The following is a 25,110-nucleotide window of genomic DNA, read 5'->3' as shown; positions in this document are numbered from 1 at the left end:
CATGGTCCAGCGATGTTCCATCGAGGCAGCCGTGGACCAGGTGCTCGAACGACTGCCTGCCCACATTCACATGGGCATGCCGTTGGGCCTGGGCAAACCCAACCGCTTCGTCAACGCGCTGTATGCCCGGATCAAGAGCCTTCCCCAGCGACGTCTGACGATCTACACCGCACTGGTGCTGAGCCGGCCACCCTTGGGCGACGGTTTGCAGAAGCGCTTGCTCGAACCCTTCGTGGAGCGCGTTTTCGGTGATTATCCCGAGTTCGAGTTTCTCGCCGACCTGCGCCGTGACGAGCTGCCCGCAAACGTCAGCGTGCAGCAATTCTTCATGCAGCCGGGCAGTTTGTTGAGCAGCACGACGGCGCAGCAGAGCTATATCAGCAGCAACTACAGCCACGCCGCTCGCGACATCAATGCCAAGGGGCTGAACCTGGTAGCGCAACTGGTCAGCCAGCATCCCGAGCAGGCCGGTCGCCTGAGCCTGAGCTGCAATCCGGACATCACTCTGGACCTGCTGCCGATGATCGAAAAGCGTCGCGCTGCCGGCGAGACCATCCTGGTGCTGGGCCAGGTCCACGAGGCATTGCCGTTCATGCCGGGCAGTGCCGAAATCGACAGCGCGGCCTTTGACCTGCTGGTCGATACCGCAGAGCGCTCGACGCTGTTCTCGACGCCGAACATGCCGGTCGGACTGCAGGATCACTTCATCGGTCTGCATGCCAGCACCCTGGTGCGCGACGGCGGCACCCTGCAGATCGGCATCGGTGCAATGGGCGATGCGCTGAGCGCTGCCTTGCTCGCGCGCCAGGCGGACAACGGCGGCTACCGGGCGCTGCTCGCTGAGCTCGATCTGTCGCCCTGGCAGGCGCTGATCCAGGCCGAAGGTGGGGTGGAGCCTTTTGCTACCGGCCTGTACGGCTGCAGCGAGATGTTCGTCAACGGCCTGCTGGCCCTGGCCGAAGCAGGCGTGATACGCCGCAAGGTGTATCCCGACGTGGCTCGCCAGGCGGCGGCCAACGCCGGTGTGCTGCACGCCGACGAGGACCGGGACGGGGTGGTGGTGCACGGCGGTTTCTTCCTCGGGCCGAACAGTTTCTATGAGCGCTTGCGCGAGCTGCCCCCGGCCAGCCTTGCGCAGTTCGACATGACCGCGATCAGCTACATCAACGAGTTGTACGGCGACGAGCAACTCAAGCGTCTGCAACGGCGCGATGCGCGCTTCATCAACACCGTGTTCACGGCCACGGTCATGGGTGCGGCGGTGTCGGACCAGCTCGAAGACGGTCGGGTCATCAGCGGGGTCGGCGGGCAATACAACTTCGTCGTTCAGGGGCATGCCCTGGAAGGCGCGCGTTCGGTGCTGATCTTGCGCAGTTGGCGCGAGTCGGCGGGGGTGATCAGTTCCAATGTGCTGTGGGACTACGGCCATTGCACGATTCCACGGCACCTGCGCGACATCGTCGTGACCGAGTACGGCATCGCCGACTTGCGTGGGCGTACCGATGCCGAGGTGATCGAGGCGATGATCAACATCAGCGATTCGCGCTTTCAGCCCAGCCTGATCGACGAGGCCCAGCGTGCCGGCAAGTTGAGCCGGGATTTCGTGCTCGATCCGCGCTTCGCGAACAACACCAGCGAGCGTCTGCAGGCGATTCGCGAGCGGCATGCTCCACTGTTTCCGGAGTATCCGCTGGGGTGTGACTTTACCGATGAAGAAAAGGACCTGCTGCGGGCGCTGAACTGGCTCAAGAGCAAGTTCAAGCTCAGCGAAATGCTCGAGCTGGGCAAGGCGGCGCTCGAAGCGCCCCCGGCCAACCGCTACCCGCTGCACCTGCAGCGCATGGCGCTGGACCAGCCGCAGGGTTTGCGCGAAGAGCTTTACCAGCGTTTGGTACTGGCCGCCCTGCAGGAGACCGAAACCCCGGTGTTCTAGGCGCTACACCGCGTGGCTCCCTTCGCGGCCGATGACCGCTCCTACGCAGGCCAATGATGCTCGCCGTAGCGGTCATGGGTCGCGTCTACGCAGGCCGATGATGCTCGCCGTAGGAGCGGTCATCGGCCGCGAAGGGCTGGATGCGGTGTATCAGGTCACTCCAGGAAGGTCACGACGCCGTTGGCCAGCGACTGCACGCGCGCCAGGGACTCTACGCGATAGCCCTGTGCATCGAGCTCGGCGCGGCCGCCCTGGAAGGATTTTTCGATGACGATACCCAGCCCGGCCAGCTTGGCACCGGCCTGGTTGATGATCGAAATCAATGCCTGCGACGCCTTGCCGTTGGCCAGGAAATCGTCGATCACCAGCACGGTATCGCTGCTGTTCAAGTGACGCGGCGAAATGGCCACGGTGCTTTCGGTCTGCTTGGTGAACGAATACACCGAAGCCACCAGCAGGTTTTCCGTCAACGTCAGCGACTGATGCTTGCGCGCGAAGATCACCGGCACGCCCAGGCGCAGCCCGGCCATCACCGCCGGCGCGATACCCGAGGCCTCGATGGTGACGATCTTGGTGATCCCGGCATCGGCAAAGCGGCGAGCGAACTCGTCGCCGATCTGCTGCATCAAGAGCGGATCGATCTGGTGATTGAGAAAGGCATCGACCTTCAATACCTGATCGGAAAGCACGATGCCTTCTTCGCGAATCTTTTTGTGCAGAGCTTCCACGGTGGTTCCTCGATGTACCAATGTGCGCGGGCCGGCTGTGGCCCGGGCAGGGTTGAATTCAGCGTTTGAGCATGGCGCGGATATCGGCCAATGCAGTATTGCCGCGCACGGCTTTGACTTCCGTGGGCGTATCGTCGTTGCCTTCCCAGGCCAGATCGTCGGGCGGCAGCTCGTCGAGGAAGCGGCTGGGCGCGCAATCAATGATCTCACCGTACTGCTTGCGCTTGGCGGCAAAGGTGAACGCCAGGGTCTGCCGCGCGCGGGTAATGCCCACGTACGCCAGGCGGCGTTCTTCCTCGATGGTGTCGGCCTCGATACTGGAACGGTGCGGCAGGATTTCCTCTTCCATGCCCATGATGAACACGTAGGGAAACTCCAGCCCCTTGGAGGCGTGCAGAGTCATCATCTGCACGCCCTCGGCGCCGTCCTCTTCTTCCTGCTGACGTTCGAGCATGTCGCGCAGCACCAGCTTGCCGATCGCTTCCTCGACCGTCATGGCGCCGTCTTCGTCCTTCTCCAGGGTGTTCTTCAAGGCCTCGACCAGAAACCACACGTTGCTCATGCGGTAGTCGGCGGCCTTCTCGCTGGAACTGTTGGTGCGCAGCCACTGCTCGTAGTCGATGTCCATGATCATGCTGCGCAGCGTGCCGATCGGATCTTCGCCGGCGCACTGCTCGCGGACCTTGTCCATGTAGCGTTTGAAGCGACCCAGGCGATCGGTGAAGCGTGCGTCCAGATGTTCGCCCAGGCCGATCTCATCGGTGGCCGCGTACATCGAGATCTTGCGCTCGGTGGCATAGTTGCCGAGTTTCTCCAGGGTCGTCGAGCCGATTTCCCGGCGCGGCACGTTGATTACGCGAAGAAAGGCATTGTCGTCGTCCGGGTTCACGATGAGGCGGAAGTAGGCCATCAGATCCTTCACTTCCTGACGCCCGAAGAAGCTGTTGCCGCCGCTCAGGCGATACGGAATCTGGTGGTGCTGCAACTTCAGCTCGATGAGCTTGGCCTGGTAGTTGCCCCGGTAGAGGATGGCGAAGTCACTGTAGGGCCGGTCGGTGCGCAGGTGCAGGCTGAGAATTTCGACGGCCACCCGCTCGGCCTCGGCATCTTCGTTGCGGCAGCGGATCACGCGGATTTCATCGCCGTGACCCATTTCGCTCCACAACTGCTTCTCGAACGCGTGGGGGTTGTTCGAGATGAGCACGTTGGCGCAGCGCAGGATGCGGCTGGTGGAGCGATAGTTCTGCTCCAGCATGACCACCTTCAGCGACGGGTAATCGTCCTTGAGCAGCATCAGGTTTTCCGGGCGCGCGCCACGCCAGGCGTAGATCGACTGATCGTCGTCGCCGACCACGGTGAACTGGTTGCGCGTGCCGATCAACAGCTTCACCAGCAGGTACTGGCTGGCGTTGGTGTCCTGATATTCGTCCACCAGCAGGTAGCGGACCTTGTTCTGCCATTTTTCGAGAACGTCGGGGTGGTCCTGGAACAGCTTGACCGGCAGCAGGATGAGGTCGTCGAAGTCCACCGCGTTGAACGCGCGCAGCGTACGCTGGTAGTGGCTGTAGACGATGGCGGCGGTCTGCTCCTTGGGGTTGCGTGCCTGCTCCAGCGCCTGGGGCGGCAGGACCAGGTCGTTCTTCCAGGCGCCGATCATGTTCTTGATCTCGTCGACGCCGTCTTCGCCCGAGTACTCCTTCTGCATGATGTCGGTCATCAGCGCTTTCACGTCGGCTTCGTCGAAGATCGAGAAGCCTGGCTTGAAGCCCAGCCGCGCGTGTTCCTTGCGGATGACGTTGAGACCCAGGTTGTGAAAGGTCGACACGGTCAGGCCGCGGCCCTCGCCGCCGCGCAGCAGGCTGCCGACGCGCTCTTTCATCTCGCGCGCCGCCTTGTTGGTGAAGGTCATGGCGACGATGTACTGGGCACGAATACCGCAGTTCTGGATCAGATGGGCGATCTTGCGGGTGATCACGCTGGTCTTGCCGGAGCCTGCACCGGCGAGCACCAAAAGAGGGCCGCCGACGTAGTTCACGGCTTCTTGCTGCCGGGGGTTGAGTCGGGACATGACGGGAGTCACTGACGAAATGGCCGCGCATTTTAGCACCGCTGGTTCAACTGTGCCGCGACCGCAGATCCATTAAAATTTGCCGGTTTGCCGACTTTGCAGCAGGATGTGGTTACACGTTGACACGTACTGTGGATTGGGTCTGCCCCGAGCTGCTGGCGAGGCCGTTTTTAAGCGCTATCGAATGACTGTGAAACTGTCCCAAGGAGCTCGTTTGTCTACGCCTGTCGAACCCGCGCGGCTGTTGCTGCTGGCCCAGGATCGCACCTGGGCCACGTCGCTGCGTGAGTGTCTGGCGACCCTTGGCAATGTGGCCACATTGATCGAGGCGTCCGCCTGGGATCCTGTGGCCGCGCACTTCGACAACCAGCCCGGCACCTTGCTGCTGACCACCACCGCGCTGCTGCCGGCGCCCGGCCGTTGCGCGCTGCCGATCGTGCTGCTGCTGACCCAGGAGCCGGACGAGCCGCCGCCGGGTGCCAGCGACTGGCTGGTGCTGGACGAACTCACCAGCGACACGCTGCGCCGCTGCTTGCGCCATGTGCGCGAGCGTGGCGTGCTGCAGGACACCCTGCAGCGCCTGGCCGAGCAGGACCCGCTGACCGGCATCGCCAACCGCCCCGGTTTCCAGACACTGCTTGCCGCGCGCCTGGCCGAGCAGGAGGGCCGTGGCGTAGCCTTGGGCCACCTGGACATGGACAACTTCCGCCATGCCAACGATGCGCTCGGGCACCAGGCCGGCGACCGGCTGATCCTGCAGGTGGTGGCGCGCCTGAAGAAGCAGCTCGAGGCGGGCGATCAGGTCGCTCGCCTGGGCAGCGACGAGTTCGCCTTGTTGCTCGACACCCGGCGCGATCCATCGCGCGCCGAACGCCTGGCCGCCAACATCATCGAGGCCATGGCCGAGCCGTATTACGTGGACGGCGAGAGCCTGCTGATCGGCTGCAGCCTGGGCATCGCCCATGCCCGCGCCGGTGCGGGCGCCGATCCGCTGATGTGGCATGCGCACATCGCCATGCAGCAGGCCAAGAGCACCCAAGGCTGCAGCTATCATCTGTTCAACGAACGCATCAACCGTCACGCGCGCAGCCTGGCGGACCTGGAAAGCGAGCTGCGCCGCGCCCTGCGGCGTGACGAGCTGGAGCTGCACTACCAGCCGCGGCTGGACCTGAGCGGCAATACCATCGTCGGTCTCGAGGCCCTGGTGCGCTGGCGCCACCGCGAGCGTGGCGTGCTTGCCCCCGGCGAATTCGTGCCCCTGGCCGAGCAGAGTGGGCTGATCGTACCGATGGGTTACTGGGTGATTGCCCGCGCCCTGCGCGACATGCAGACCTTGCGCGATGGTGGCTTCGAACCATTGCACATGGCAATCAACCTGTCGTTCCGGCAGTTCCAGGACAGCCAGCTGCTCAGCACTCTGGGGCGCTTGATCGCCGAGCGCGGCATCGACGCCGGCTGGCTGGAATTCGAACTCACCGAAACCGCCGTGATGCGCCGCAACGACCTGGTGAAGCGGACCATGGACGCCTTGGGCTGCCTGGGCGTGCGTTTCTCCCTCGACGATTTCGGCACCGGCTTCTCCTCGTTCGTCCACCTGAGCAGCCTGCCGATCGCCTTGCTCAAGATCGACAAGAGCTTCGTCAGTGGCATGGAACAGCGTCCGGAAAACAGCAAGTTGGTCCACGCCATGATCAACCTGGCGCACAACCTCGACCTCAAGGTCGTCGCCGAGGGCGTCGAAACCCCCGAGCAGCTGGCGTTGCTGCGCGATTTCGGCTGCGATCAGGTGCAGGGCTACCTGATCAGCCGGCCCCTGCCATTGGAGCAGCTGCAGGCATTCCTGCGATTCGGCCAGGCCCAGGCCATCAGGTCGCCAGCGCCGTAGGCCCGGCCAGGCGGCGCAGTCGGCGCATGCGCCACTCGAACGCCCAGGTCAAGGTGCAGGCCGAGCACAGCAGGCCCAGCGCCAACCCCCACCACACGCCCACCGCACCCAGCTGGAAGTGGAACGCCAGGCTCCAGGCCGCTGGCGCACCGATTGCCCAATAGCAGAAAAGCCCCACCAGAAACGTGGTCTTGGCGTCCTTGAGGCCGCGAATGGCGCCCATGGCAATGGTCTGGATGCCGTCGAACATCTCGAACCAGGCCGCCACCGCCAACAGGCTGATGGCCAGCTCGATGACACCGTGGAAGGCCGGATCGGCGCGGTCCAGAAAGACGCCCACCAAAGGGCCCGGTGCGAGCCAGAACAGCAGGGCGAAGCCGAGCATTACCACCGCACCGAAACCGATGCCGACCCGCCCGGCCAGGCGCGCAGCCAGCAAGTGCCCGGCGCCGTAGTGCTGGCCGATGCGCATGGTCACCGCGTAGGACATGCCGGCAGGCACCATGAAAGCCACCGAGATGATCTGCAGGGCAATCTGGTGCGCCGCCAGAGGCGTGCTGCCCATGGTGCCGATGCACAGCGCGGCGAAGGCGAACAGGCCGACTTCCACGGCGTAGGTGCCACCGATCGGCAGCCCCAATCGCCACAACTCGCGCAAGGCCGGCAGGTTCGGCCGGACCAGACCCTTGAGCAGCGGGTAGGGCGTGTAGGCACGGTGATAGCGGATGTACAGCGCCAGCGCGATGGCCATCAGGTTGCTGACGATCGCGGTGACCATGCCGATGCCCACCAGGCCCAATTTGGGCAAGCCGAACAGGCCCTCGATGAACGCATGGTTGAGCAGGTAGTTGGCTACCGTGGCAATGATGCTGATGACCATCACCGGCGTCGCCCGACCCAGCGCGGCGGTGAAGCCGCGCAGCGCCATGAAGCTCAGGAAGCCTGGCAGCGCGAACGGCAGCAGCAAGAGGAACTGGGTGGCGAAAGCGACGTTGGCCGGAGTCTGCCCGAGCATGGCCAGGACCGGCCCCAGGTTCCACAGCAGTACCGCCGCCACCGCCGCCATGCCCCATGCCAGCCACAACCCGGCCTGGGTCAGGCGCGCCACGCCTTGCTGGTCGTTGGCACCCTTGCGGATCGACACCAGGGTGCCGACTGCAGCGATCACGCCGATGCAGAAAATCGAGACGAAGGAATAGCTGGCCGCCCCCAGGCCGCCGCCAGCCAGCGCCTCGGGGCTCAGGCGGGCCATCATCAGGGTGTCGGTCAGGACCATCAGCATGTGTGCCAGCTGCGAGGCGATCAGCGGCCCCGCCAGCCGAAGCAGGGCCTGAAGTTCGATACGTACGGTGGGCTGCATGATGAATCCGGCTCGGTCGGCTCAGGGGTGGGACGCAGGATTCTCAGCCTTGTGGCAGCGCAACGCAAATGTGATGTGTAACGTTCATGTCGCAGTGCTGCGCTCAAGTATTCGTTTGGATCGCCGATGTAGCAGTACCAATAAAATCAAGGATGGCAGGTGCAAGAAAGGTCTGGACCATCCCTGGCACTGCCTGCCACGTACACGTTTCCCAGGAGCTTCACATGTCTCAACCTCGCGCTCGTATCGCCACGCAACTGGGCATTGCCCTGGCCGTGATCCTCGCGATCGTCATCACCGGCAGCACCGCCTTCGCCCTGCGTTCGCTGGACATCGCCAACCTGGCCATCCGCGAACAGCACATGGCCAGCGAGGCGCGGCTGCTGGCCGACCAGCTCAGCACCTTCCACAGCACCCTGCGCGACAGCACCCAGCGTTTGAGCGGGCTGTTCGAGAAGCGCTTCGCCGGCGGCCTGAGCGTGGACGCCAACAGCCCGGTCACCGTGGCCAACCAGCAGACACCGAGCCTGCGCCTGGGCAGCCAGACCTTGAACAACGACTTCAAGGAAGTCGATGATTTCAAGCAGCTGACAGCGGGTGTCGCTACGGTGTTCGTGCGCAGCGGCGCCGAGTTCGTGCGCATCAGTACTTCCCTGACCAAGCAGGATGGCAGCCGCGCGATCGGTACCGCGCTCGACCATGCCCATCCCGCCTACCAGCGTTTGCTCGACGGCCAGAATTACGTCGGCCGTGCGGTGTTGTTCGAACGTTCCTACATGACCCAGTACACACCGGTGCGCGACGGCTCGGGCCAAGTGATTGCGGTATTGTTCGTCGGCTTCGACTACACCGACGCGCAGAACACCCAGTTCGCCAACCTGCAGCGCTTCCGCATCGGCCAGACCGGCTCGCTGGCCTTGCTCGACGAGCAGAATCGCTGGCTGGTAGCGCCAGCCAACGTCAATGACCCGGACGCCGCCGCCAAGGCATTGGCCGACCTGGCCCTGCTGGATGGCAAGGGCCGGCTGTGGAACGACGGCAAGCAGGACATCTTCTCCGAAGCGGTGACATTCCCGGGCGGGCCCTGGAGCGTCGTGGCGAGCATGCCCAAGGCGGAAATCAATGCCGTGACCTGGAGCGTGGGGACGCAACTGGCGATCGGCAGCCTGCTGGCCATGCTGATCGCCGTGGGCGCAGCCATCTGGCTGCTGCGCAGCAAGCTGCGGCCTCTGGGCGAACTGGTGCGCCAGGCCGAAGCCCTGGGCGCGGGTGACCTCGATGCACGGCTGAAGGTGTCCAGCCATGACGAAATAGGCCAGCTGGCCAGCAGCTTCAACCACATGGGCGAAGCCTTGTCGAACATGGTCGTGCACATCCGCAATGCCGCCCATGAAGTCAGTGGCCGCGCGCAAACGTTGTCGAGCCTGTCGGCGGGCGCCTACGAGGGCATGGAACACCAGTCCGGCGAGATTTCCAGCATGGCCGGCGCAGTCGAGGAATTCAGTGCGACGTCCCTGGATATCGCCGACAACATGGGCCACACCCAGCGGATGGCCCAGGACAACGCCCAGCAGACCCGCATCGGTCGAACCTCCATGGATGAGGCGTCCAATTCTCTCGAGCAGATCGCCGGCGCGCTGAACAGCACCGCAGGGGTGATCAACACGTTGGGCCAGCGCTCGCAGGAAATCGGCGGCATCGTCGGCGTGATCACCTCGATTGCCGAGCAGACCAACCTGCTGGCCCTCAACGCCGCCATCGAAGCGGCCCGTGCCGGCGAGCAGGGTCGGGGCTTTGCCGTGGTCGCCGACGAAGTGCGCAGCCTGGCCTCGCGCACCCGTCAGGCCACCGATGAAATCTCCGGCATGATCAGCAGCATCCAGAAGGAAACCGCCAACGCCATCAGCACCATGGACCAAGGCAACGTGTTGATGCGCGAAGGCCTGACGCGCAACGCAAAGGTCGCCCAGGCGTTGGCGCAGATCGACGAGCAGAGCCGTTCGGCCGGGAATCAGTTCGATGCCATCAGCACCGCCACCCAGGAGCAGAGCAGCACGGCCACCATGCTCAGCAGCAACCTGCAGAGCATTGCCATGACCAACGGCGAGCAGCGCGAGGTGGTGTCCAACCTGGCCCAGACCGCCCGCGAGCTGGAAGGCCTGGCCGCGGAGCTGCGCCAGGAAGTGAACCGTTTCCGTGTAGGCGGTGCCCGCTAGCGGCAGGCTTCGGCGCGACCGGCCTCAGTTCAGCGCGGCAAGGCCCAGTGCGCGGGCGCAGTCGTCCAGCGAGCGCTGCTGGGTCTGGGCGTACAGCGCGAGCTCGTCGAGTACCGTTCGGCCCAGGGCCTGATGGAAAGCCTCCTGGCTCGACCCCAAACCATAGTCGGCCTGGGCATCGTCGCCCAGGTTGGACTGGAAGATGCCTGCGGCGCTGACCGGCAGGAAATCTTCGTAGACCAAGGGCTCGCAGCGAATCGCGCCATTGTCCAGCAGACCTTTCAGCGTCGTCTGGCCCGCACTGGGCTGGCCGCTGGCGAAATAGCGGAAGAACGCCAGGTCCTGCTCGCGCATCTGCGCCAGATCATCCGGAAACTCACTGAACTGCTCGCCCAGCAGACGCATGTACTCGTCGGCATTGGTCTCGCTGGGGAACCCGGCAAGCGCGCTGCGCGAGGCGTTCAGCAAGCGATCGTACAGCGCACGCCCCTTGGGCGTCAGCGCCGCGCCGCGTTGCTCGATCTCGCCGAAGCGCGCGGTGTGGCTGCCTTCGGCGACAGCGGCCTGATCGGTGAAGGCGACCTTTTCCTGCAGCGCCTTGAAGCTGGTCTGCCGCAACAGGATGGCATGGCGACGCGGCGGCGGCCCTTCGATGACGGCCTTGGGTGTGATCCCGCGCGCGGGCATCAGCGCCTGCACCTTGTCGATGTCCAGCGTGCGCGGGGTCAGGTGATTGATGTGCGGCCCCTTGAACGCCACCACATCGGCGATCAGTCGATGGGCGTCGTGCAGGCGTTGATACTGGTCCGCTGTCACCGTGGCATCGTGGTGCCAGCGGAAGGTTTCCAGGGCCTGCTCGACGAACGCATCGGCGTCGGCTTGGTCGAGGCCGCCGTCGCGCTCGAATCGCTCGATCAGGGCCAGGCACGGCGAGGTGAATATCTGCCGCTGCGCCAGTAGTTGCGTGGCCTGTTCGCGCAATGCGGCATCCTCGATCAATTCCAGACGCAGCAGGGACGTGAACACGCGAAACGGGCTCACCTGCAAAGACTGTTCGTGCACCGCGCGAAATGCCGTGGAGTGCACCGGCACACCTGCCGAGGTGAGATCGTAGTAGCCCACCGGTTGCATGCCCATCACCGCGAACAGCCGAGCGATGGTCGCCAGCTCTGCGGCGGTGCCGACCCGAATCGCGCCATGGCGCTCGGCATCCAGACGCTCGATCTCGCCGGTGCGCGCCAGGGACGCGACCAAATCCGGCTGTCGTTCCAGACCCTGGCGATTGACTTCGCCGACAAGGGTCATCAAGTCGCCATACAACGGCACTTCGTTCTTGTACATCTCGGACATGGCGCGGGAAAACGCGGCACGGGTCTGGTCGGGGCTGACGAAAGGCATGGCGAACTCCTGGCGCAAAGGGCTGGGAGTATGAAAGCGGGGAATGACCTGCGCGATCAAGCGAAAAAAAGTGCGGGGGTCATTCCTGCAGGTCGGCTTCGCTGTCGTTCATTCTGCGCCGCTAGTGGGCGATCTGCCCCAGAATCCAGTCGACCAGCGCGCGCACCTTCGGCACTTCCGCGGCGTGTTCGGCAAAGGCGACGAAATGCGCGCCCTGGCTGCTCATGGTGTGCGGCCAGGGCATGACCAGGTTGCCGTTGGCCAGGTGGTTCTCTGCCAGGTAGCGCGGCACCAGGGCCACGCCACAGCCGGACAGGGCAGCGCTCAGACACATGTAGAAGGTATCGAAGCGCGGGCCGTGGTAGCTGTTCTGGGCGCTCAGGCCCTGCTCCAGAAACCACTCGTGCCACGCCTCGGGGCGCGACGTGCATTGCATCAACACCAGCTCGGCCAACTGTTCGGCGTGGGTCAGCGGCTGATCGAGCAGGTCGGGCGCACACACCGGCACCACCTGATCGTCGAACAGCTCGATGCAGGTCGCTCCGGGCCAGGTGCCCTGGCCGAAGAAAAACCCCACGTCGGCCTTGGCCTGCAGCAAGGCGAACGGCTCGAGTTCGTTGCGGATGTCCAGATGGATATTGGGGTGCGCCTTGCCGAAACCCTTGAGCTTGGGGATCAGCCAGCCCACGCCGAAGCTGGGCTGGGTGGCGACGGTCAGCACTTCGGTTTCATCGCCGTAGGACAGGATGTAGCGGCTGGAAATATCCACCTGGGTGAGGATCTTGTTCACCTCGGCCAGGTACAGCGAGCCGGCCGGTGTCAATTGCAGGCGTCGGCGGATGCGCAGGAACAGGTGGTGACGCAGCATGTCTTCGAGCTGCGCAACCTGCTTGCTGACCGCGCTCTGGGTCAGGTGCAGTTCTTCCGCTGCGCGGGTGAAGCTCAGGTGGCGGGCGGCCGCTTCGAAGCACTGCAAGGCCGTCATCGAAGGAACAAGGCGTTTTGACATGGAGGCATCGCCGCAAGGTCATGAGGTGAGGGAATGATATATGGAATATTGCTCCGTTGTGGTGGTCTGGCCTGCGGATTAATACTGATCTCAATCCGTTCTTATCGTTAAAGCCTTGTGAGGAGAAAACAATGGTCGATGGCCTGCTCGAAAGCCTGGGTGTTGCGGCGAGTGCATTCAAGGATGGCAACCATCCTGTTCACACCCCAATCGACGGCAGCCAGATCGCCTCGGTGAGCCTGGAATCCAAGGCGCAGGTCGTGGCCAAGATCGAGCTGGGGCATAGCGCTTTCCTGGCCTGGCGTACGGTGCCGGCCCCCCGTCGTGGCGAGCTGGTGCGCCTGTTCGGCGAAGTCCTGCGCGCACACAAGGCCCAGCTCGGTGAGCTGGTCTCGGTCGAAGCGGGCAAGATCACCCAGGAAGGGCTGGGGGAAGTGCAGGAAATGATCGACATCTGCGATTTCGCCGTCGGCCTGTCTCGCCAGCTGTACGGCTTGACCATCGCTTCCGAGCGCCCAGGCCACCACATGCGTGAAACCTGGCAGCCGCTGGGCGTGGTTGGTGTGATCAGCGCCTTCAACTTTCCGGTGGCGGTGTGGGCATGGAACACTGCCCTGGCCCTGGTGGCCGGCGATTCGGTGATCTGGAAACCATCGGAAAAGACCCCGCTGACCGCGCTGGCCTGCCAGGCGCTGTTCGACAAGGCCCTGCAGCAGTTCGACGATGCGCCCGAAGGCCTGGCGCAATTGATCATCGGCGATCGCGAAGCGGGCGAGGCGTTGGTCGATGACCCGCGCGTCGCCCTGGTCAGCGCCACCGGCAGCACCCGCATGGGTCGCGAAGTGGGTCCACGGGTCGCTGCGCGCTTCGGCCGCACCATCCTCGAACTGGGCGGCAACAACGCCATGATCCTGGCCCCCAGCGCCGACCTCGACCTGGCCGTGCGCGGCATTCTCTTCAGCGCCGTGGGTACCGCCGGCCAGCGCTGCACCACCTTGCGCCGGGTGATCGTGCACAGCTCGATCAAGGACGAAGTGGTTGCTCGGGTCAAAGCCGCCTACGCCAAAGTACGCATCGGCGATCCGCGCCAGGACAACCTGGTCGGCCCGCTGATCGACAAGCAGTCGTTCGAAGCCATGCAAGGTGCCCTGGCCAAGGCTCGCGATGAAGGCGGTGAAGTGTTCGGTGGCGAGCGGCAGTTGGCCGACCGCTACCCGAATGCCTATTACGTCGCGCCCGCCATCGTCGAAATGCCTGGTCAGTCGGATGTCGTGCGCCACGAAACCTTCGCGCCGATCCTGTATGTATTGAGCTACGAAGACTTCGACGAGGCCCTGCGCCTGAACAACGAAGTGCCACAGGGCCTGTCCTCGTGCATCTTCACCACCGACCTGCGTGAAGCCGAGCGATTCCAGAGCGCAGCGGGCAGCGACTGCGGCATCGCCAACGTCAACATCGGCACCAGCGGCGCGGAAATCGGCGGTGCCTTCGGCGGCGAAAAGGAAACCGGCGGCGGACGTGAATCCGGCTCCGATGCCTGGAAAGCCTACATGCGCCGCCAGACCAATACCGTCAACTACTCGCGCGAACTGCCGCTGGCCCAGGGCATCGTGTTTGATTGATGGTTGAGTGATGTGGGAGCGGGCTCTGCCCGCGATGACGACGGCGCGGTCCGAACCCGATTTCCCTGGCTTGGAATGAGTCATGAGCGAACTACGGCAACAATGTCTTTGGGAACACATCACCGCCAGGCCCCCTCACACAGCGGCCCTGGCCAGTGCGGTAAAGGCGGACGTCTGCGTGATCGGCGGCGGCATCACCGGGTTGTGCGCTGCCATCGAGTTGCTGGAGCAGGGCAAGCGTGTGGTGCTGCTCGATGCCAGTGAAATCGGCACCGGCGGCTCGGGCCGCAACGTCGGACTGGTCAACGCTGGCACCTGGATTCCGCCCGACGAAGTCGAGCAGACCCTGGGCAGTGCCGTGGGCGGTCGCCTCAACAGCGTGCTCGGCGGCGCGCCGGCTGAAGTGTTCGCGCTGATCAAGCGCTATGGCATCGACTGCCAGGCGCACAACGACGGCACCCTGCACATGGCCCACAACGCCAATGGCATGGCCGACCTGAAATCGCGCTGCGAGCAATGGCAACGGCGCGGCGCCGACGTCGAGCTGCTCACCGGGGCGCAATGCGTCGACTACTGCGGCACCGAAAAGATCGAGGCCGCCTTGCTCGATCGGCGCGCCGGTACCATCAACCCCATGGCCTATACCCGTGGCCTGGGCGCGGCCGTCGAGCGCCTGGGCGGGCAGGTGTTCCAGCACTCGCCGGTGTTGGGCCTGGAACAGCAGGGTGGTGGCTGGCTGGTCAAGACTGCCAAAGGCGAAGTCAACGCCGACAAGGTGCTGATCTCTACCGGCGCCTACACCGAAGGCGACTGGTGCAACCTGCAAGGCCAGTTCTTCCGTGGTTACTACTACCAGGTGGCTTCCAAGCCTCTGCACTCTGCCGCGGCAGACGCTGTGCTCAAACACGGACAGGGTTCCTGGGACACCCGCCTGGTACTGAGCAGCATTCGCCGTGACGACGATGGCCGTTTGTTGCTCGGCAGCATGGGCCGCGTGGACAACAAGCCGGCCTGGTTCATCCGCCGCTGGGCCGACCGCATCCAGACCCATTACTTTCCCCAACTGGGCACGGTCGAATGGGAAATGCACTGGACCGGCTGCATTGATTTTACCCCCGACCACCTCATGCGCCTGTTCGAACCCGCCCCGGGGCTGGTCTCGGTCACCGGCTACAACGGCCGCGGCAACACCACCGGCACCGTCGTGGGCAAGGCCTTGGCGCAGTTTCTGCTGCATGGCCAGGCCGACAGGCTGCCCCTGCCGTTCTGCACGGATAAACCCGTGTCGGTACCGAGCCTGCGCACCGGCGTCTATGAAACCGGCTTCTCGCTCTACCACGCCGGCCAAGTCCTGCGCGTGGTTTTGTAGCCTCCAAGCCCTGTGGCAGCGGCGCAAGCCGCGTTGGCCCCGATCGCGTTCCGACAGCCACACCGCACCCACCGCCGACGCGGCTCGCGCCGCTGCTACGGAGGTATCGCAATCCCCCGCCGGCGTGGTGAGCCCCGAACACCGCATTCACGACCGACGTGGTGATGCCCGACCACCGCATTCACGACCGACGTGGTGATGCCCGACCACCGCATCCGTGGCCGACGTGGTGATGCCCGAACACCGCATTCATGACCGACGTGGTGCTGCACGACCACCGCATCCATGGCCGACGTGGTGATGCACGACCACCGCATCCATGGCCGACGCGGTGATGTATGAATACCCAATCCCCTGTAGCAGCGGCGCAAGCCGCGTCGGCGGTATCCCCGATGGGCCTGCTGAAACGCAATGACGCCTGGCGCCTTATCGCTCACTGCGCCGAAGGCCGATACTGCAACGCCTCCGCCACATGCGCCCGCTCGATGTCTTTCGCCTGCTCCAGATCCGCCAAGGTGCGGGCCACCTTCAACAACCGATGCGCCGCCCGCAGCGACAGCGTCAACCGTTCACAGGCGGTTTCCAGCCAGCGCTCATCTTCGGCCGACAACCTGCAATGCTCGCGCAACCCCGGCAGATCGAGAAAGGCATTGGCACACCCCTGACGCCGACTCTGCAACTCGCGCGCCTCGGCCACCTTGCTGGCAGCGCTGGCCGTATTCTCACCCGCCTGTGGCACATGGCTCAGCGCCGTCGCCTCGCGCGCCACCGTCAGATGCAGATCGATCCGGTCGAGCAACGGCCCGGACAGCTTGTTGCGGTACCGCTGAATCTGGTCGCTGCCGCATTGGCATTTGCCACTGGGGTCACCCAGATACCCACACGGGCACGGGTTCATCGCCGCCACCAACTGGAACCGCGCCGGAAAACGGATCTTGTCCCGCGCCCGCGCAATCACGATCTCTCCGCTTTCCAAGGGTTCGCGCAAGACTTCCAGTACCTTCCTGTCGAACTCCGGCAGCTCATCGAGAAACAGCACGCCATGGTGTGCCAAGGTGATTTCTCCTGGCTGCGGCCGACTGCCACCGCCTACCAAGGCAGCGCCCGAGGCCGAATGATGAGGATGCCGAAAGGGCCGCTGCGGCCAATTCTTCAGCGGCACATGGCTGGCCACCGACTGGATGGCCGCCACTTCCAGCGCTTCGCGCTCGTCCAGCGGCGGCAACAGGCCGGGCAAGCGGCTGGCGAGCAAAGTCTTGCCGGTGCCCGGTGGGCCGCTGAACAACAGGTTGTAACCAATTACACCATTGGCAAATCTGTCTGTGAAACGCTGCTTATCCAGTTTCTCGTAAACTACTTGCATTCGAGATCGATATGTGACTTGACGAGCTCGAACTAACATGGTTCAATCGTACCGAGCCGAAGAACCCGGCTTCCCTCCGTTACCTCCCGTTGCGATCCCTGCTAACAGTTACAGGCATATATGCACGTTCGTGCATGGCCAGTGGCGTCGTTTCAGCAATGCGCATCACCTGAAGCTCGCACCACCTCACCTAATGTCCAGTGACTCATTGCGATTACTGCCACCCGGCAGAACACGTCAACGTTGTGCCGTCCGGAATGTGGCGCTAGCGGGTCGAGGTAGGTACAGATTTGTCGCGCTACTTAGCTGCAGCCTTACTCCCACGCGGGTTCAACTCGATTCGTCTTCATCAATACCAATAGAAAAAGGAGCCAATCCGATGAGGATTACCCTGAATTCAACATCAGCATCTCGCCTGCTTCGAATCATGTCGCAGCCTGGCGTCACCAACCCAACCCACATAATCAGCCCGCTCCTTAATGAAGCGGCCATGCAGCAACGAGTTCCAGTCCCCGAGGATGTTTATGACCACAGCAACAACCAGCAATACGCAGCAACGTGAGTATCAGTGCTTCAACTGCCACGGCATGTTCCGGCGTAGGCCGGGAGGTAGAGCAACTTGTAGCAGCGCCTGTGCCAAGGCGTTGGAGCGGCATCGAAAGTCTCCGAGCCTGACTCCCCGAGAGAAGAAGATTGCCCGGAGGAAGGAGCGTCAACTGGAAAGCGCCTTCGGAGGCTGGCTGATCGACCAAGCCATCCGAGCTGGAACTGTACAGACATATCAAGGCATTGATGCCCATGGTCTACACCGCATGGATGCTCAGTACGCCTATACCAAGAAGCGCTTCGGCTGGGTAGATAGGGGGCAGGGCAAGGATTTGTTCCAGCTTTGTCACGTACAGCCGCTTGTAGGCCGTGATGGAAGCGTTGGACTGACTACGCCGGAAAACGTGTTCACTGGCGTTGCATTGCTGAACCAGAAGCAGGGTAACAAGCCTGTTAATGCATGGGCTGGCGCTTCGATTCCTGCATCTGCCCTCAAGCGGAAGTGGAGCATCGCTGAGGGAACTACGCGAGCCCAGGTATTGCAGAAGATCGCCGACTTCCTCGGCCATGAACTGGACACGTATCTTGATGAGCTGGATCGGATGCCTCAGCGGACGGTACGCCTTCGACTTGCCAGGGCCGTATTCAAGCACCAAGGGGACGAGCAATACGAACGGCTTGACCGCCGCTACACAGAAGCAGAGCTGCAATCATTGAAGCTGGAGGAATTGCAATCCCTGGACGCCAAGCAGCAGGGGCGAACAACAGTCAATGCCTTCGCGGTTAGCAGCTGTTCGACGGATTCGCAACTAGGGGTGTTGCATGACGAACTCGCACGCTTCTCGGGCGTTCTGCCGGAAGGCAAGCACAAGGACAATTGCCGATTTATGCTGAAGGTGGTTCAGGTTCTTGGCATCTATCTGGTTCAAGTCGATCACCAACAAGGTACAGCTCGTAGCCGGTTTCTCAGGACAGGGTGTAATGCATGGTCACCACTAGTGCATCTCTATCATGATCGCCCTTGGCGTACACCATCTCAACTGCTGGCAGAAGACTTGGACAACCTCGTTCTCGGGGTATGCGACACGAAGGGCAAGGTGATCAAGCCAGGTGTCATTCCTTCTGCTCAGAACGCGCTCCAGGGGCTGGAGATCGACCAAGATTACATCTCCAACCGCCTTCTGAAGCGCCTATCGGTTCAAACCCTGGCCCCGGCAGTAGTGGCACCTGACCAGTGGAGCTGGGAAGCCAGTGGATCAGATTGGCTGGCATATATCGATAGCCTATACGCTACGTTAGAGCCGACTTGGCACGCGTTGGTGGGCATTGGCCTCTGTACTGAAGATCAGATTCTGGATGCTCAAGATGCGGTGTTGGTAAGCCTAGATGAAGCCGTCGATGAGGCTCGCAAGCAGTACCGGGAGCATAAGCGGTTTACCGTTTACAACATGCCGTTTGACCGATATCCGAAGTGGCTGGAGTTTTCCCCCGTTGTAGTCGAGCCAGTGCCGATGGCGGCGTAGTACGGGTCATCATCAGGACGTCGGATTAACTAGTGCATAACTAATAGGAAACTATTCATTATCCCCGTGTAGCGGATGCTTGCTAACTCTTTGTCGACTCGCAGCCCCCGGAATCCCTGGCATTGCAGCGGGCGGGGCTTAGCAGATTGCCCCACTCACAATATAGCCATAGGTTTTGCGAGGTTATTGTAATGGGCGGAGCTGCGCATCGGTGGAGAAGTCGTCATCAAGTAACAATAGGTGTGGCGTTTAAATCGAAGGCTGGTTCACCCGTGCAGATAGCTGCTCGGCGCTCTCTTTGCGTTCCGAGTAACGGTCCACTAGGAACTCTTGGCGATCACGCAACAGCACGGTAAGTTTCACCAGCTCTTCCATGACATCGACAACCCGGTCGTAGTAGGCCGATGGCTTCATGCGACCTTCGTCATCGAACTCCATATATGCCTTGGGTACAGATGACTGGTTGGGGATGGTGAACATGCGCATCCACCGGCCAAGAACTCGCAACTGGTTGACCACGTTAAAGGATTGAGAGCCGCCGCACACCTGCATCACCGCCAATGTCTTGCCCTGAGTAGGACGCACGGCTCCAAGGGCTAGTGGTATCCAGTCGATCTGAGCCTTGAACACTGCAGACATCGCACCGTGACGCTCAGGTGAGCACCACACCTGGCCCTCCGACCACAGCACCAAATCGCGCAACTCTTGCACCTTGGAATGCTCGACAGGCACGTCGTCAGGCAGCGGCAGGCCTGAAGGATCGAAGATGCGAGTTTCGGCGCCGAACTCTTCCAACAACCTCGCAGCCTCTTGGACCATCAAGCGGCTGAAGGAACGCTCGCGGGTCGATCCATAAAGCAGCAGGATGCGTGGTTTATGGGTCGAAGGGGTATTCGGCTCCATTCCGTGCAGTGACGGCAAATCGATCAATTCTGGCTGAAAGTTCGGCAGGTTGTTGTTCATCTCGGTCTCCATCGATCCAAGAACTAGAGCGAGCCAATGCGAGCTAGTTCGGCTTTTAACTCGTCCTGGCCCAGCTGCTGGAAAGGCAGTGCTATGAATGTGCGTACACGCTCATCGATCTTCGCTAGCGTGGTCTGGAACGCTTCTTCGATTTCCGCCTCACTCCCGGTAACAGCCGAAGGGTCAGCCAGGCCCCAGTGGGCCTTGAGTGACGGGCCGAAGAATATTGGGCAAGCCTCACCAGCGGCGCGGTCGCAAACAGTGATGACGATGTCGGGGGGAGCGCTTTCAAAAGCGTCCGAAGCCTTGCTCGAAAGGCCAGCAGTTGAGATACCGGCGGATTCCAAGGTCGTTAGTGCCCGCTGATTGACGTTTCCGCTGGGGAAACTGCCCGAGCTCACGGCTTGCATTCCCTCAGGGGCGAGGTGATTAAACAGTGCCTCGGACAAGATGCTGCGGCAACTGTTGTGGGTGCACATGAACAAGACTTTCATCAGGTATCTCCGGTTCAAAAGCTCAGGCGAATGGCCAGTGCGGCCAAGGTGGCAAGCAGGATCGGCAGCGTTAGCACGATACCGGTGCGGAAGTAGTAGCCCCAGGTAATGACGATGTTCTTGCGGGCCAGGACGTGCAGCCATAGCAAGGTGGCCAAGCTGCCAATGGGAGTAATCTTGGGGCCGAGGTCACAGCCGATGACGTTGGCGTAGACCATGGCTTCTCGCACGATGCCAGTAGCCTCGGCAGAATGAATGGACAAGGCGCCCACCAGCACAGTGGGCATGTTGTTCATGACTGACGACAGGCCAGCGGCGAGCAGGCCTGTCCCGAGGGATGCGCCCCAGACTCCATAGCCAGCAAAGACATTGAGAGCCTGCGTCAGGTAGTCGGTGAGTCCGGCATTACGCAATCCGTAGACCACGAGGTACATACCAAGCGAGAACACCACGACCTGCCAAGGCGCTTCCTTGAGTACCTTGCGGGTAGAGATGACATGCCCGCGCGCGGCTATCAGGTAGAGGATCAACGCACAGATGGCAGCGATGGCACTGATCGGAACGCCCAGCGGCTCGATGGCGAAGAAGCCAACCAGCAATAGCGCTAATACCCACCAACCGGCAACGAATGTCGCATTATCGCGAATAGCGGCTTCGGGGGCCTTCAAATCATCGAGATCGTAAGTGCGTGGTAGGTCTTTGCGGAAGAACCACAGCAGCATACCCAGCGTGGCGGCGATGCTGACTAGATTCACTGGCACCATGACCGAAGCGTATTCGCTGAAACCGATGTTGAAATAGTCAGCGGAGACGATGTTAACCAGGTTCGACACCACTAGCGGTAGGCTCGCTGTATCCGCAATGAACCCTGCCGCCATAACGAATGCCAGTGTCGCTGCAGGAGAGAACCGCAAGGCCAGCAGCATGGCCAAGACTATTGGTGTCAGGATCAGTGCCGCACCGTCGTTGGCGAACAGTGCTGAAACTGCCGCTCCGAGTAGCACGCAGAAGGCGAACAATCGGTATCCGCTACCATTCGCCCATCGAGCTACATGCAATGCGGCCCATTCGAAGAAGCCTGCCTCGTCCAGCAATAAGCTGATGATGATTACTGCAATGAACGTCGCCGTGGCGTTCCACACGATGGCCCACACGGTCGGGATGTCGTGTAGAGATACAGCGCCAACTGCTAACGCAATGATTGCACCTAAGGCGGCGCTCCAACCAACGCCAAGACCCTTGGGTTGCCATATAACGAGAGTCAGAGTGAACACGAAGACGGCGAATGCAACTAGCATGGAAGCCTCGCGGGTAGCGTTTAATAGGGCTCAGCAGGACGCAGCAACACGGACCGGGCGGTCGTCCATGTTCTGCAAGCGGGATACGTTGACGCTTAACCACTCGGCATTAGCGTGGGTAGTTACCAACAACATCTCGTTCACCCACCTAGGTAGTTCGGGATTGAGCCGGTAATACACCCATTGCCCTTGACGACGATCAAGCAGCAAGCCGCTTCCTCGCAGTTGAGCTAGGTGTCGGCTGATCTTGGGCTGGCTATCGTCCAGGGCGCACATCAGCTCGCATACACATAGCTCACCTAGGCTGGCAATCAGCAGCGTGGCACGAGTACGAGTCTCATCTGCAAGGCTCTTGAAAACTTCTGATGGCGTGATCATTAATGGCACTCCTCGCATATGGCAAATCGAATATACGGAGTTCCATATGTATTCTGCAAGCTCTGCTAGAAGATGGCCGACCGGTAGCATGCTTATCGTGTCAGTATGGGTATGCGGCAGGTGCCACACTGGAATAGCGTAAAACAGCCCATGCATACGTGTCAGGAAATGACTTTACCCACCTTAAGTAACACAGTAGAATGTGGCACACCCAAAATGCCACAGAGTCTACGCCATGTTCGTCCGTGCCTACTTAAGAGCGTCAACAACTGAGCAAGACGCCACCCGTGCGAGACAGGCACTAATTGCCTTCGCCGCCAATCAGGGGCACAAGATCGCAGCCTTCTACGTAGAGAATGTGAGTGGTGCCCGACTGGACCGCCCCCAGTTGTTTAAGCTGCTGGACGACAGCCATCAAGGTGACGTGCTGTTGATCGAAGGGGTGGATCGTCTATCCCGGCTCAAGCAAGACGACTGGGACGAGCTGAAAGCATTGATTGCAGCGAAGAAGGTGACAGTCGTATCCATGGACCTTAGCACCAGTCACGCAGCCTTGAAGCCTACCGGGGGCATGGATGACTTCACCAAGGGCATGATCGCTGCTGTGAACGGGATGCTGCTGGATATGCTGGCCGTTGTAGCCCGCAAGGACTATGAAGACCGCCGTCGCCGACAGGCAGAGGGAATTGCTACGGCCAAGGCAAAGGGTACTTACAAAGGTCGTCCGACTGACCTGGATCTGCATAAGCGAGTCAGTGAACTACTGGGGGACGGTAAAAGCATCCGGAAGGTAGCCGAGCTGTTGAAATGCAGTACTACGACAGTACAGAAGGTGAAGCAGATGAACGTCCTGGACGCAGCCTAAGAACCATTCAGGAAGGCGTATGGGCCGCTTGACGAGAAGATCGCATAGTCTCCTCAAGATGAACGAGCGTGACCTTAGAGAGGCAGATTAACGGTCCTGGATGGATGCGAAAGATGCATTGCATAGGGCTGGATAGGTAATTGACGAATAACAGAGCTAACACTGCCGCGAACCGAGCTTTGTCAATGACAGGGCTTATCTCTGCCCACCATATTTGCCGATTTGGCCGGTCGATAGTGAGCTGGTACGGGAATGGCGCTTAGTACCGACCCACAGACGGCCAGCTTTTACAGTTTGCCCCAACCCCCGTTGCGATATTGTTGGCCAGCAAGATAAGGGTACTTTCGTCAGCAGGCGAGGTGCCGCAGCAAAATTCAGGATGTCCGGGGTTTGGTTAGTCTGCCGCCGAACCATTCCCAGCCGATACCGTCTTCTTCCTGCTTGCGTATGGTGGCGGTTGTGGTTAACCCCTGCTCAATCTGCCTGTCATAGATATCAGGGTCGAGCGGCTGGGTAGTGACGCAGTCGACCTCGTAAAGCACGCTGAATAGCATCTGCTGGATTTCTTCGGTTACTGCTTCGTCAGTCTTATCCAATACCCAGCATTGGAAGCGGCTCGGATTGTAACGCTTGAACAGAACCTGTAGCCCCAGACGTTTGAGCAGGCTGTTGGCAGCGGCCCTGCCTTCGTAGGTTACAAGGTCGATCTGCATGAAAAAGTCTTCCCGGCTGATAACGCGGTGCGATGCAAGATTTTGCCGGAGTTCGTCCCTTCTCGCCAAGGAATGGGCCTGTTCCTGTTCGAGGTCGTGAAGCAGCTTAGCACCAGCAAGCGAAGGGAACGCTGTTTGAGCCTCGGTTGCCTGCTCAAGCTTCCCACTTATGAGTGCGAGTTTGCCATCTGCCGCTTCGAGGCTCTTGCGGATCCCCACACTTTTCCCGTTGATTAGCGACATGCTATCCACGTTCGCTAGGACCTCCTTGAACACGGCTTCGGTCTGCTCAATCCGAATACTGCCGCTTTGGCACTGACCTTTCTTGGCTCTATAGCACTGTAGGTACGTGTATCCTTTGGGTGGGCGCCCCTTGTTGATTAGGTGCATTGCATCGCCGCACGCTCGGCATTTCGCGAGGCCCTGCCAGATGTTGAAGTTCTTCGATTGCTTGGTAGACTTAGTGGTCTGCCGCTGTGCTCGTGCGGCCTTGGCTTGCAGGAACACATCCGGGGTAACGATTTCAGGGTAAAATCCTTCGACAGCCTCGCCGTCATTCTCTCGCACGCGTCCTACAAGGTGCGTTGGTTGGTATTCCCCCAGCAGAGCCCGGTTATTCAGAATCTTCTCCACTGAGCTTGTGCCCCATAAGCCGCTTTTGTTCCTCGGCTTCTCCTTCGTAGATCGCGTGCTGCCGAACACGGGGACGTTGTCTTGGTTCAGCCGCCGGGAAATCGCCGCTTGGCCGTAGCCCTGGATTGTCATATCGAAGATGCGGCGGACTACCTCAACACGTTCTGGTACTGGCTGGTAAACGCCCTCCACAAGCTTCAACCAGTATGGGCACGCAGCACCGAGTGGGGTTTTATCGCTTCGTGCGAGGTCACGTTTGTTACGCCAAGCTTTCGCTACTCGGTTGCCTTTCTCGCTGGACTCGTTGTGGGCTCGCATCATCACCGCGATGCTCACGATCAATTCTGTGCCAAGGTCAGGTGAGTCGTTTGAGTAAGTGCGTCTATCTGAAAGGGTGACAACCTTGATGCCGGTCCCCAGCAGATTGAGCAGCTGCCCGAGTGCAATGGGCACTTTGTCCCTGGACAGTCGATCAAGTGATTCAACTAGCAGAACAGATCCAGGTTTGATCGCGCCGTCGTTTACCAGCGTGAGGAAGCGACCAAGTTCGCCTTCATCTCCAACGTGCTTACCGGTGTAGGCAGACCTACCGGAGTCAAAGAATCTGTATTCCTTCGTGTCCGCCAGTTCAAAGCCGTTTTCCGCACAGTAGTCCAAGGCCGCAGATCGCTGCCGTCTGTAGCTATCGCCTTTCGCCTGTTCAGGGCTGCTGAAACGAATGTAACTGTAGGCTTTGGGCTTCATCG

Annotated in this window: 18 protein-coding genes and 1 pseudogene; 8 read left to right on the top strand and 11 right to left on the bottom strand. The window is 61.4% G+C overall.

Going from position 1 to position 25,110, the window contains the following annotated elements; genetic code table 11:
* Window position 1 precedes the first annotated feature (1 nt).
* Window positions 2-1,933 (top strand): acetyl-CoA hydrolase/transferase C-terminal domain-containing protein, encoded by a 1,932-nt coding sequence (locus tag ONG87_RS20515; RefSeq protein ID WP_264381955.1) that lies wholly within the window; start codon window positions 2-4, stop codon window positions 1,931-1,933.
* A gap of 155 nt (window positions 1,934-2,088) precedes the next feature.
* On the opposite strand, the gene ONG87_RS20510 is transcribed toward ONG87_RS20515, so the two are convergent.
* Together ONG87_RS20510 and rep are read right to left on the bottom strand one after the other, a co-directional pair.
* Entirely contained in the window at window positions 2,089-2,661 is a 573-nt protein-coding gene (locus ONG87_RS20510; protein ID WP_122716026.1) for a xanthine phosphoribosyltransferase, read from the bottom strand.
* A gap of 58 nt (window positions 2,662-2,719) precedes the next feature.
* A complete protein-coding gene (gene rep, locus ONG87_RS20505) occupies window positions 2,720-4,729 on the bottom strand; it encodes a DNA helicase Rep (RefSeq protein ID WP_122479945.1) in 2,010 nt (669 codons plus the stop codon).
* 214 nt (window positions 4,730-4,943) lie between these two features.
* Here rep and ONG87_RS20500 point away from each other — a divergent pair, with 214 nt between their 5' ends.
* On the top strand, window positions 4,944-6,614 hold the full coding sequence (locus tag ONG87_RS20500; protein ID WP_264381954.1) for a bifunctional diguanylate cyclase/phosphodiesterase: 1,671 nt from the start codon (window positions 4,944-4,946) through the stop codon (window positions 6,612-6,614).
* Here the strand turns inward: ONG87_RS20500 and ONG87_RS20495 are convergent.
* The gene (locus ONG87_RS20495) at window positions 6,595-7,974 is read right to left on the bottom strand and encodes a NorM family multidrug efflux MATE transporter (protein WP_264381953.1); all 1,380 of its coding nucleotides are present in this window, start codon (window positions 7,972-7,974) and stop codon (window positions 6,595-6,597) included. The two genes, ONG87_RS20500 and ONG87_RS20495, sit on opposite strands and share 20 nt — an antisense overlap.
* 224 nt (window positions 7,975-8,198) lie before the next feature.
* Here ONG87_RS20495 and ONG87_RS20490 point away from each other — a divergent pair, with 224 nt between their 5' ends.
* On the top strand, window positions 8,199-10,190 hold the full coding sequence (locus ONG87_RS20490) for a methyl-accepting chemotaxis protein (protein WP_264381952.1): 1,992 nt from the start codon (window positions 8,199-8,201) through the stop codon (window positions 10,188-10,190).
* 24 nt (window positions 10,191-10,214) lie between these two features.
* Here ONG87_RS20490 and ONG87_RS20485 read toward each other — a convergent pair whose 3' ends face one another.
* Both ONG87_RS20485 and ONG87_RS20480 read right to left on the bottom strand, forming a co-directional pair.
* Complete coding sequence (locus ONG87_RS20485) at window positions 10,215-11,588, bottom strand: VOC family protein (RefSeq protein WP_264381951.1); 1,374 nt, start codon at window positions 11,586-11,588, stop codon at window positions 10,215-10,217.
* 121 nt (window positions 11,589-11,709) lie between these two features.
* On the bottom strand, window positions 11,710-12,597 hold the full coding sequence (locus tag ONG87_RS20480; protein ID WP_122479940.1) for a LysR substrate-binding domain-containing protein: 888 nt from the start codon (window positions 12,595-12,597) through the stop codon (window positions 11,710-11,712).
* Between the two features lie 131 nt (window positions 12,598-12,728).
* On the opposite strand from ONG87_RS20480, the gene ONG87_RS20475 reads away from it, so the two are divergent.
* Both ONG87_RS20475 and ONG87_RS20470 read left to right on the top strand, forming a co-directional pair.
* Complete coding sequence (locus ONG87_RS20475) at window positions 12,729-14,219, top strand: aldehyde dehydrogenase family protein (protein WP_264381950.1); 1,491 nt, start codon at window positions 12,729-12,731, stop codon at window positions 14,217-14,219.
* An 82-nt stretch (window positions 14,220-14,301) separates the two neighbouring features.
* Window positions 14,302-15,588 (top strand): FAD-binding oxidoreductase, encoded by a 1,287-nt coding sequence (locus tag ONG87_RS20470; RefSeq protein WP_264381949.1) that lies wholly within the window; start codon window positions 14,302-14,304, stop codon window positions 15,586-15,588.
* Window positions 15,589-16,021: 433 nt separating this feature from the next.
* Here the strand turns inward: ONG87_RS20470 and ONG87_RS20465 are convergent.
* A pseudogene (locus tag ONG87_RS20465) lies at window positions 16,022-16,882 on the bottom strand (YifB family Mg chelatase-like AAA ATPase); the annotation flags it as partial.
* A gap of 448 nt (window positions 16,883-17,330) precedes the next feature.
* Here ONG87_RS20465 and ONG87_RS20460 point away from each other — a divergent pair.
* Both ONG87_RS20460 and ONG87_RS20455 read left to right on the top strand, forming a co-directional pair.
* Complete coding sequence (locus ONG87_RS20460; protein ID WP_264381948.1) at window positions 17,331-17,513, top strand: hypothetical protein; 183 nt, start codon at window positions 17,331-17,333, stop codon at window positions 17,511-17,513.
* Window positions 17,514-17,763: 250 nt separating this feature from the next.
* Window positions 17,764-19,020 carry a hypothetical protein gene (locus ONG87_RS20455; RefSeq protein ID WP_264381947.1) on the top strand — a complete coding sequence of 419 codons (1,257 nt, stop codon included), beginning with the start codon at window positions 17,764-17,766 and terminating at the stop codon, window positions 19,018-19,020.
* Window positions 19,021-19,269: 249 nt separating this feature from the next.
* Here ONG87_RS20455 and arsH read toward each other — a convergent pair whose 3' ends face one another.
* From arsH to ONG87_RS20435, 4 genes are read right to left on the bottom strand one after another with little or no spacing between them, the layout of a single operon-like run.
* Window positions 19,270-19,983 (bottom strand): arsenical resistance protein ArsH, encoded by a 714-nt coding sequence (gene arsH / locus ONG87_RS20450; RefSeq protein ID WP_264381946.1) that lies wholly within the window; start codon window positions 19,981-19,983, stop codon window positions 19,270-19,272.
* A gap of 23 nt (window positions 19,984-20,006) precedes the next feature.
* Entirely contained in the window at window positions 20,007-20,477 is a 471-nt protein-coding gene (locus tag ONG87_RS20445) for an arsenate reductase ArsC (RefSeq protein WP_264381945.1), read from the bottom strand.
* 14 nt (window positions 20,478-20,491) lie between these two features.
* Window positions 20,492-21,775, bottom strand: coding sequence for an arsenic transporter (locus ONG87_RS20440; RefSeq protein WP_264381944.1), 1,284 nt, complete (start codon window positions 21,773-21,775; stop codon window positions 20,492-20,494).
* A 30-nt stretch (window positions 21,776-21,805) separates the two neighbouring features.
* Entirely contained in the window at window positions 21,806-22,153 is a 348-nt protein-coding gene (locus tag ONG87_RS20435) for a metalloregulator ArsR/SmtB family transcription factor (protein ID WP_264381943.1), read from the bottom strand.
* A gap of 235 nt (window positions 22,154-22,388) precedes the next feature.
* On the opposite strand from ONG87_RS20435, the gene ONG87_RS20430 reads away from it, so the two are divergent.
* Window positions 22,389-23,018, top strand: coding sequence for a recombinase family protein (locus ONG87_RS20430; protein WP_264381942.1), 630 nt, complete (start codon window positions 22,389-22,391; stop codon window positions 23,016-23,018).
* 374 nt (window positions 23,019-23,392) lie between these two features.
* On the opposite strand, the gene ONG87_RS20425 is transcribed toward ONG87_RS20430, so the two are convergent.
* Complete coding sequence (locus ONG87_RS20425) at window positions 23,393-25,108, bottom strand: recombinase family protein (protein ID WP_264381941.1); 1,716 nt, start codon at window positions 25,106-25,108, stop codon at window positions 23,393-23,395.
* Between the last annotated feature and the right edge of the window lie 2 nt (window positions 25,109-25,110).

The sequence above is a fragment of the Pseudomonas sp. MM227 genome (assembly GCF_947090715.1).
Taxonomy (GTDB): domain Bacteria; phylum Pseudomonadota; class Gammaproteobacteria; order Pseudomonadales; family Pseudomonadaceae; genus Aquipseudomonas; species Aquipseudomonas baltica.
The sequence above is the reverse complement of the archived record's forward strand: the minus strand, read 5'-3'. Positions and strand labels throughout refer to the sequence as shown.

Coding starts and splice junctions, on each gene's coding strand:
- ONG87_RS20455 (WP_264381947.1), top strand. CDS start 17,764: ATGGATGCTCAGTACGCCTATACCAAGAAGCGCTTCGGCTGGGTAGAT.
- ONG87_RS20490 (WP_264381952.1), top strand. CDS start 8,199: ATGTCTCAACCTCGCGCTCGTATCGCCACGCAACTGGGCATTGCCCTG.
- rep (WP_122479945.1), bottom strand. CDS start 4,729: ATGTCCCGACTCAACCCCCGGCAGCAAGAAGCCGTGAACTACGTCGGC.
- ONG87_RS20470 (WP_264381949.1), top strand. CDS start 14,302: ATGAGCGAACTACGGCAACAATGTCTTTGGGAACACATCACCGCCAGG.
- ONG87_RS20480 (WP_122479940.1), bottom strand. CDS start 12,597: ATGTCAAAACGCCTTGTTCCTTCGATGACGGCCTTGCAGTGCTTCGAA.
- ONG87_RS20475 (WP_264381950.1), top strand. CDS start 12,729: ATGGTCGATGGCCTGCTCGAAAGCCTGGGTGTTGCGGCGAGTGCATTC.
- ONG87_RS20425 (WP_264381941.1), bottom strand. CDS start 25,108: ATGAAGCCCAAAGCCTACAGTTACATTCGTTTCAGCAGCCCTGAACAG.
- ONG87_RS20435 (WP_264381943.1), bottom strand. CDS start 22,153: ATGATCACGCCATCAGAAGTTTTCAAGAGCCTTGCAGATGAGACTCGT.
- ONG87_RS20440 (WP_264381944.1), bottom strand. CDS start 21,775: ATGCTAGTTGCATTCGCCGTCTTCGTGTTCACTCTGACTCTCGTTATA.
- ONG87_RS20430 (WP_264381942.1), top strand. CDS start 22,389: ATGTTCGTCCGTGCCTACTTAAGAGCGTCAACAACTGAGCAAGACGCC.
- ONG87_RS20460 (WP_264381948.1), top strand. CDS start 17,331: ATGAGGATTACCCTGAATTCAACATCAGCATCTCGCCTGCTTCGAATC.
- arsH (WP_264381946.1), bottom strand. CDS start 19,983: ATGAACAACAACCTGCCGAACTTTCAGCCAGAATTGATCGATTTGCCG.
- ONG87_RS20495 (WP_264381953.1), bottom strand. CDS start 7,974: ATGCAGCCCACCGTACGTATCGAACTTCAGGCCCTGCTTCGGCTGGCG.
- ONG87_RS20445 (WP_264381945.1), bottom strand. CDS start 20,477: ATGAAAGTCTTGTTCATGTGCACCCACAACAGTTGCCGCAGCATCTTG.
- ONG87_RS20515 (WP_264381955.1), top strand. CDS start 2: ATGGTCCAGCGATGTTCCATCGAGGCAGCCGTGGACCAGGTGCTCGAA.
- ONG87_RS20485 (WP_264381951.1), bottom strand. CDS start 11,588: ATGCCTTTCGTCAGCCCCGACCAGACCCGTGCCGCGTTTTCCCGCGCC.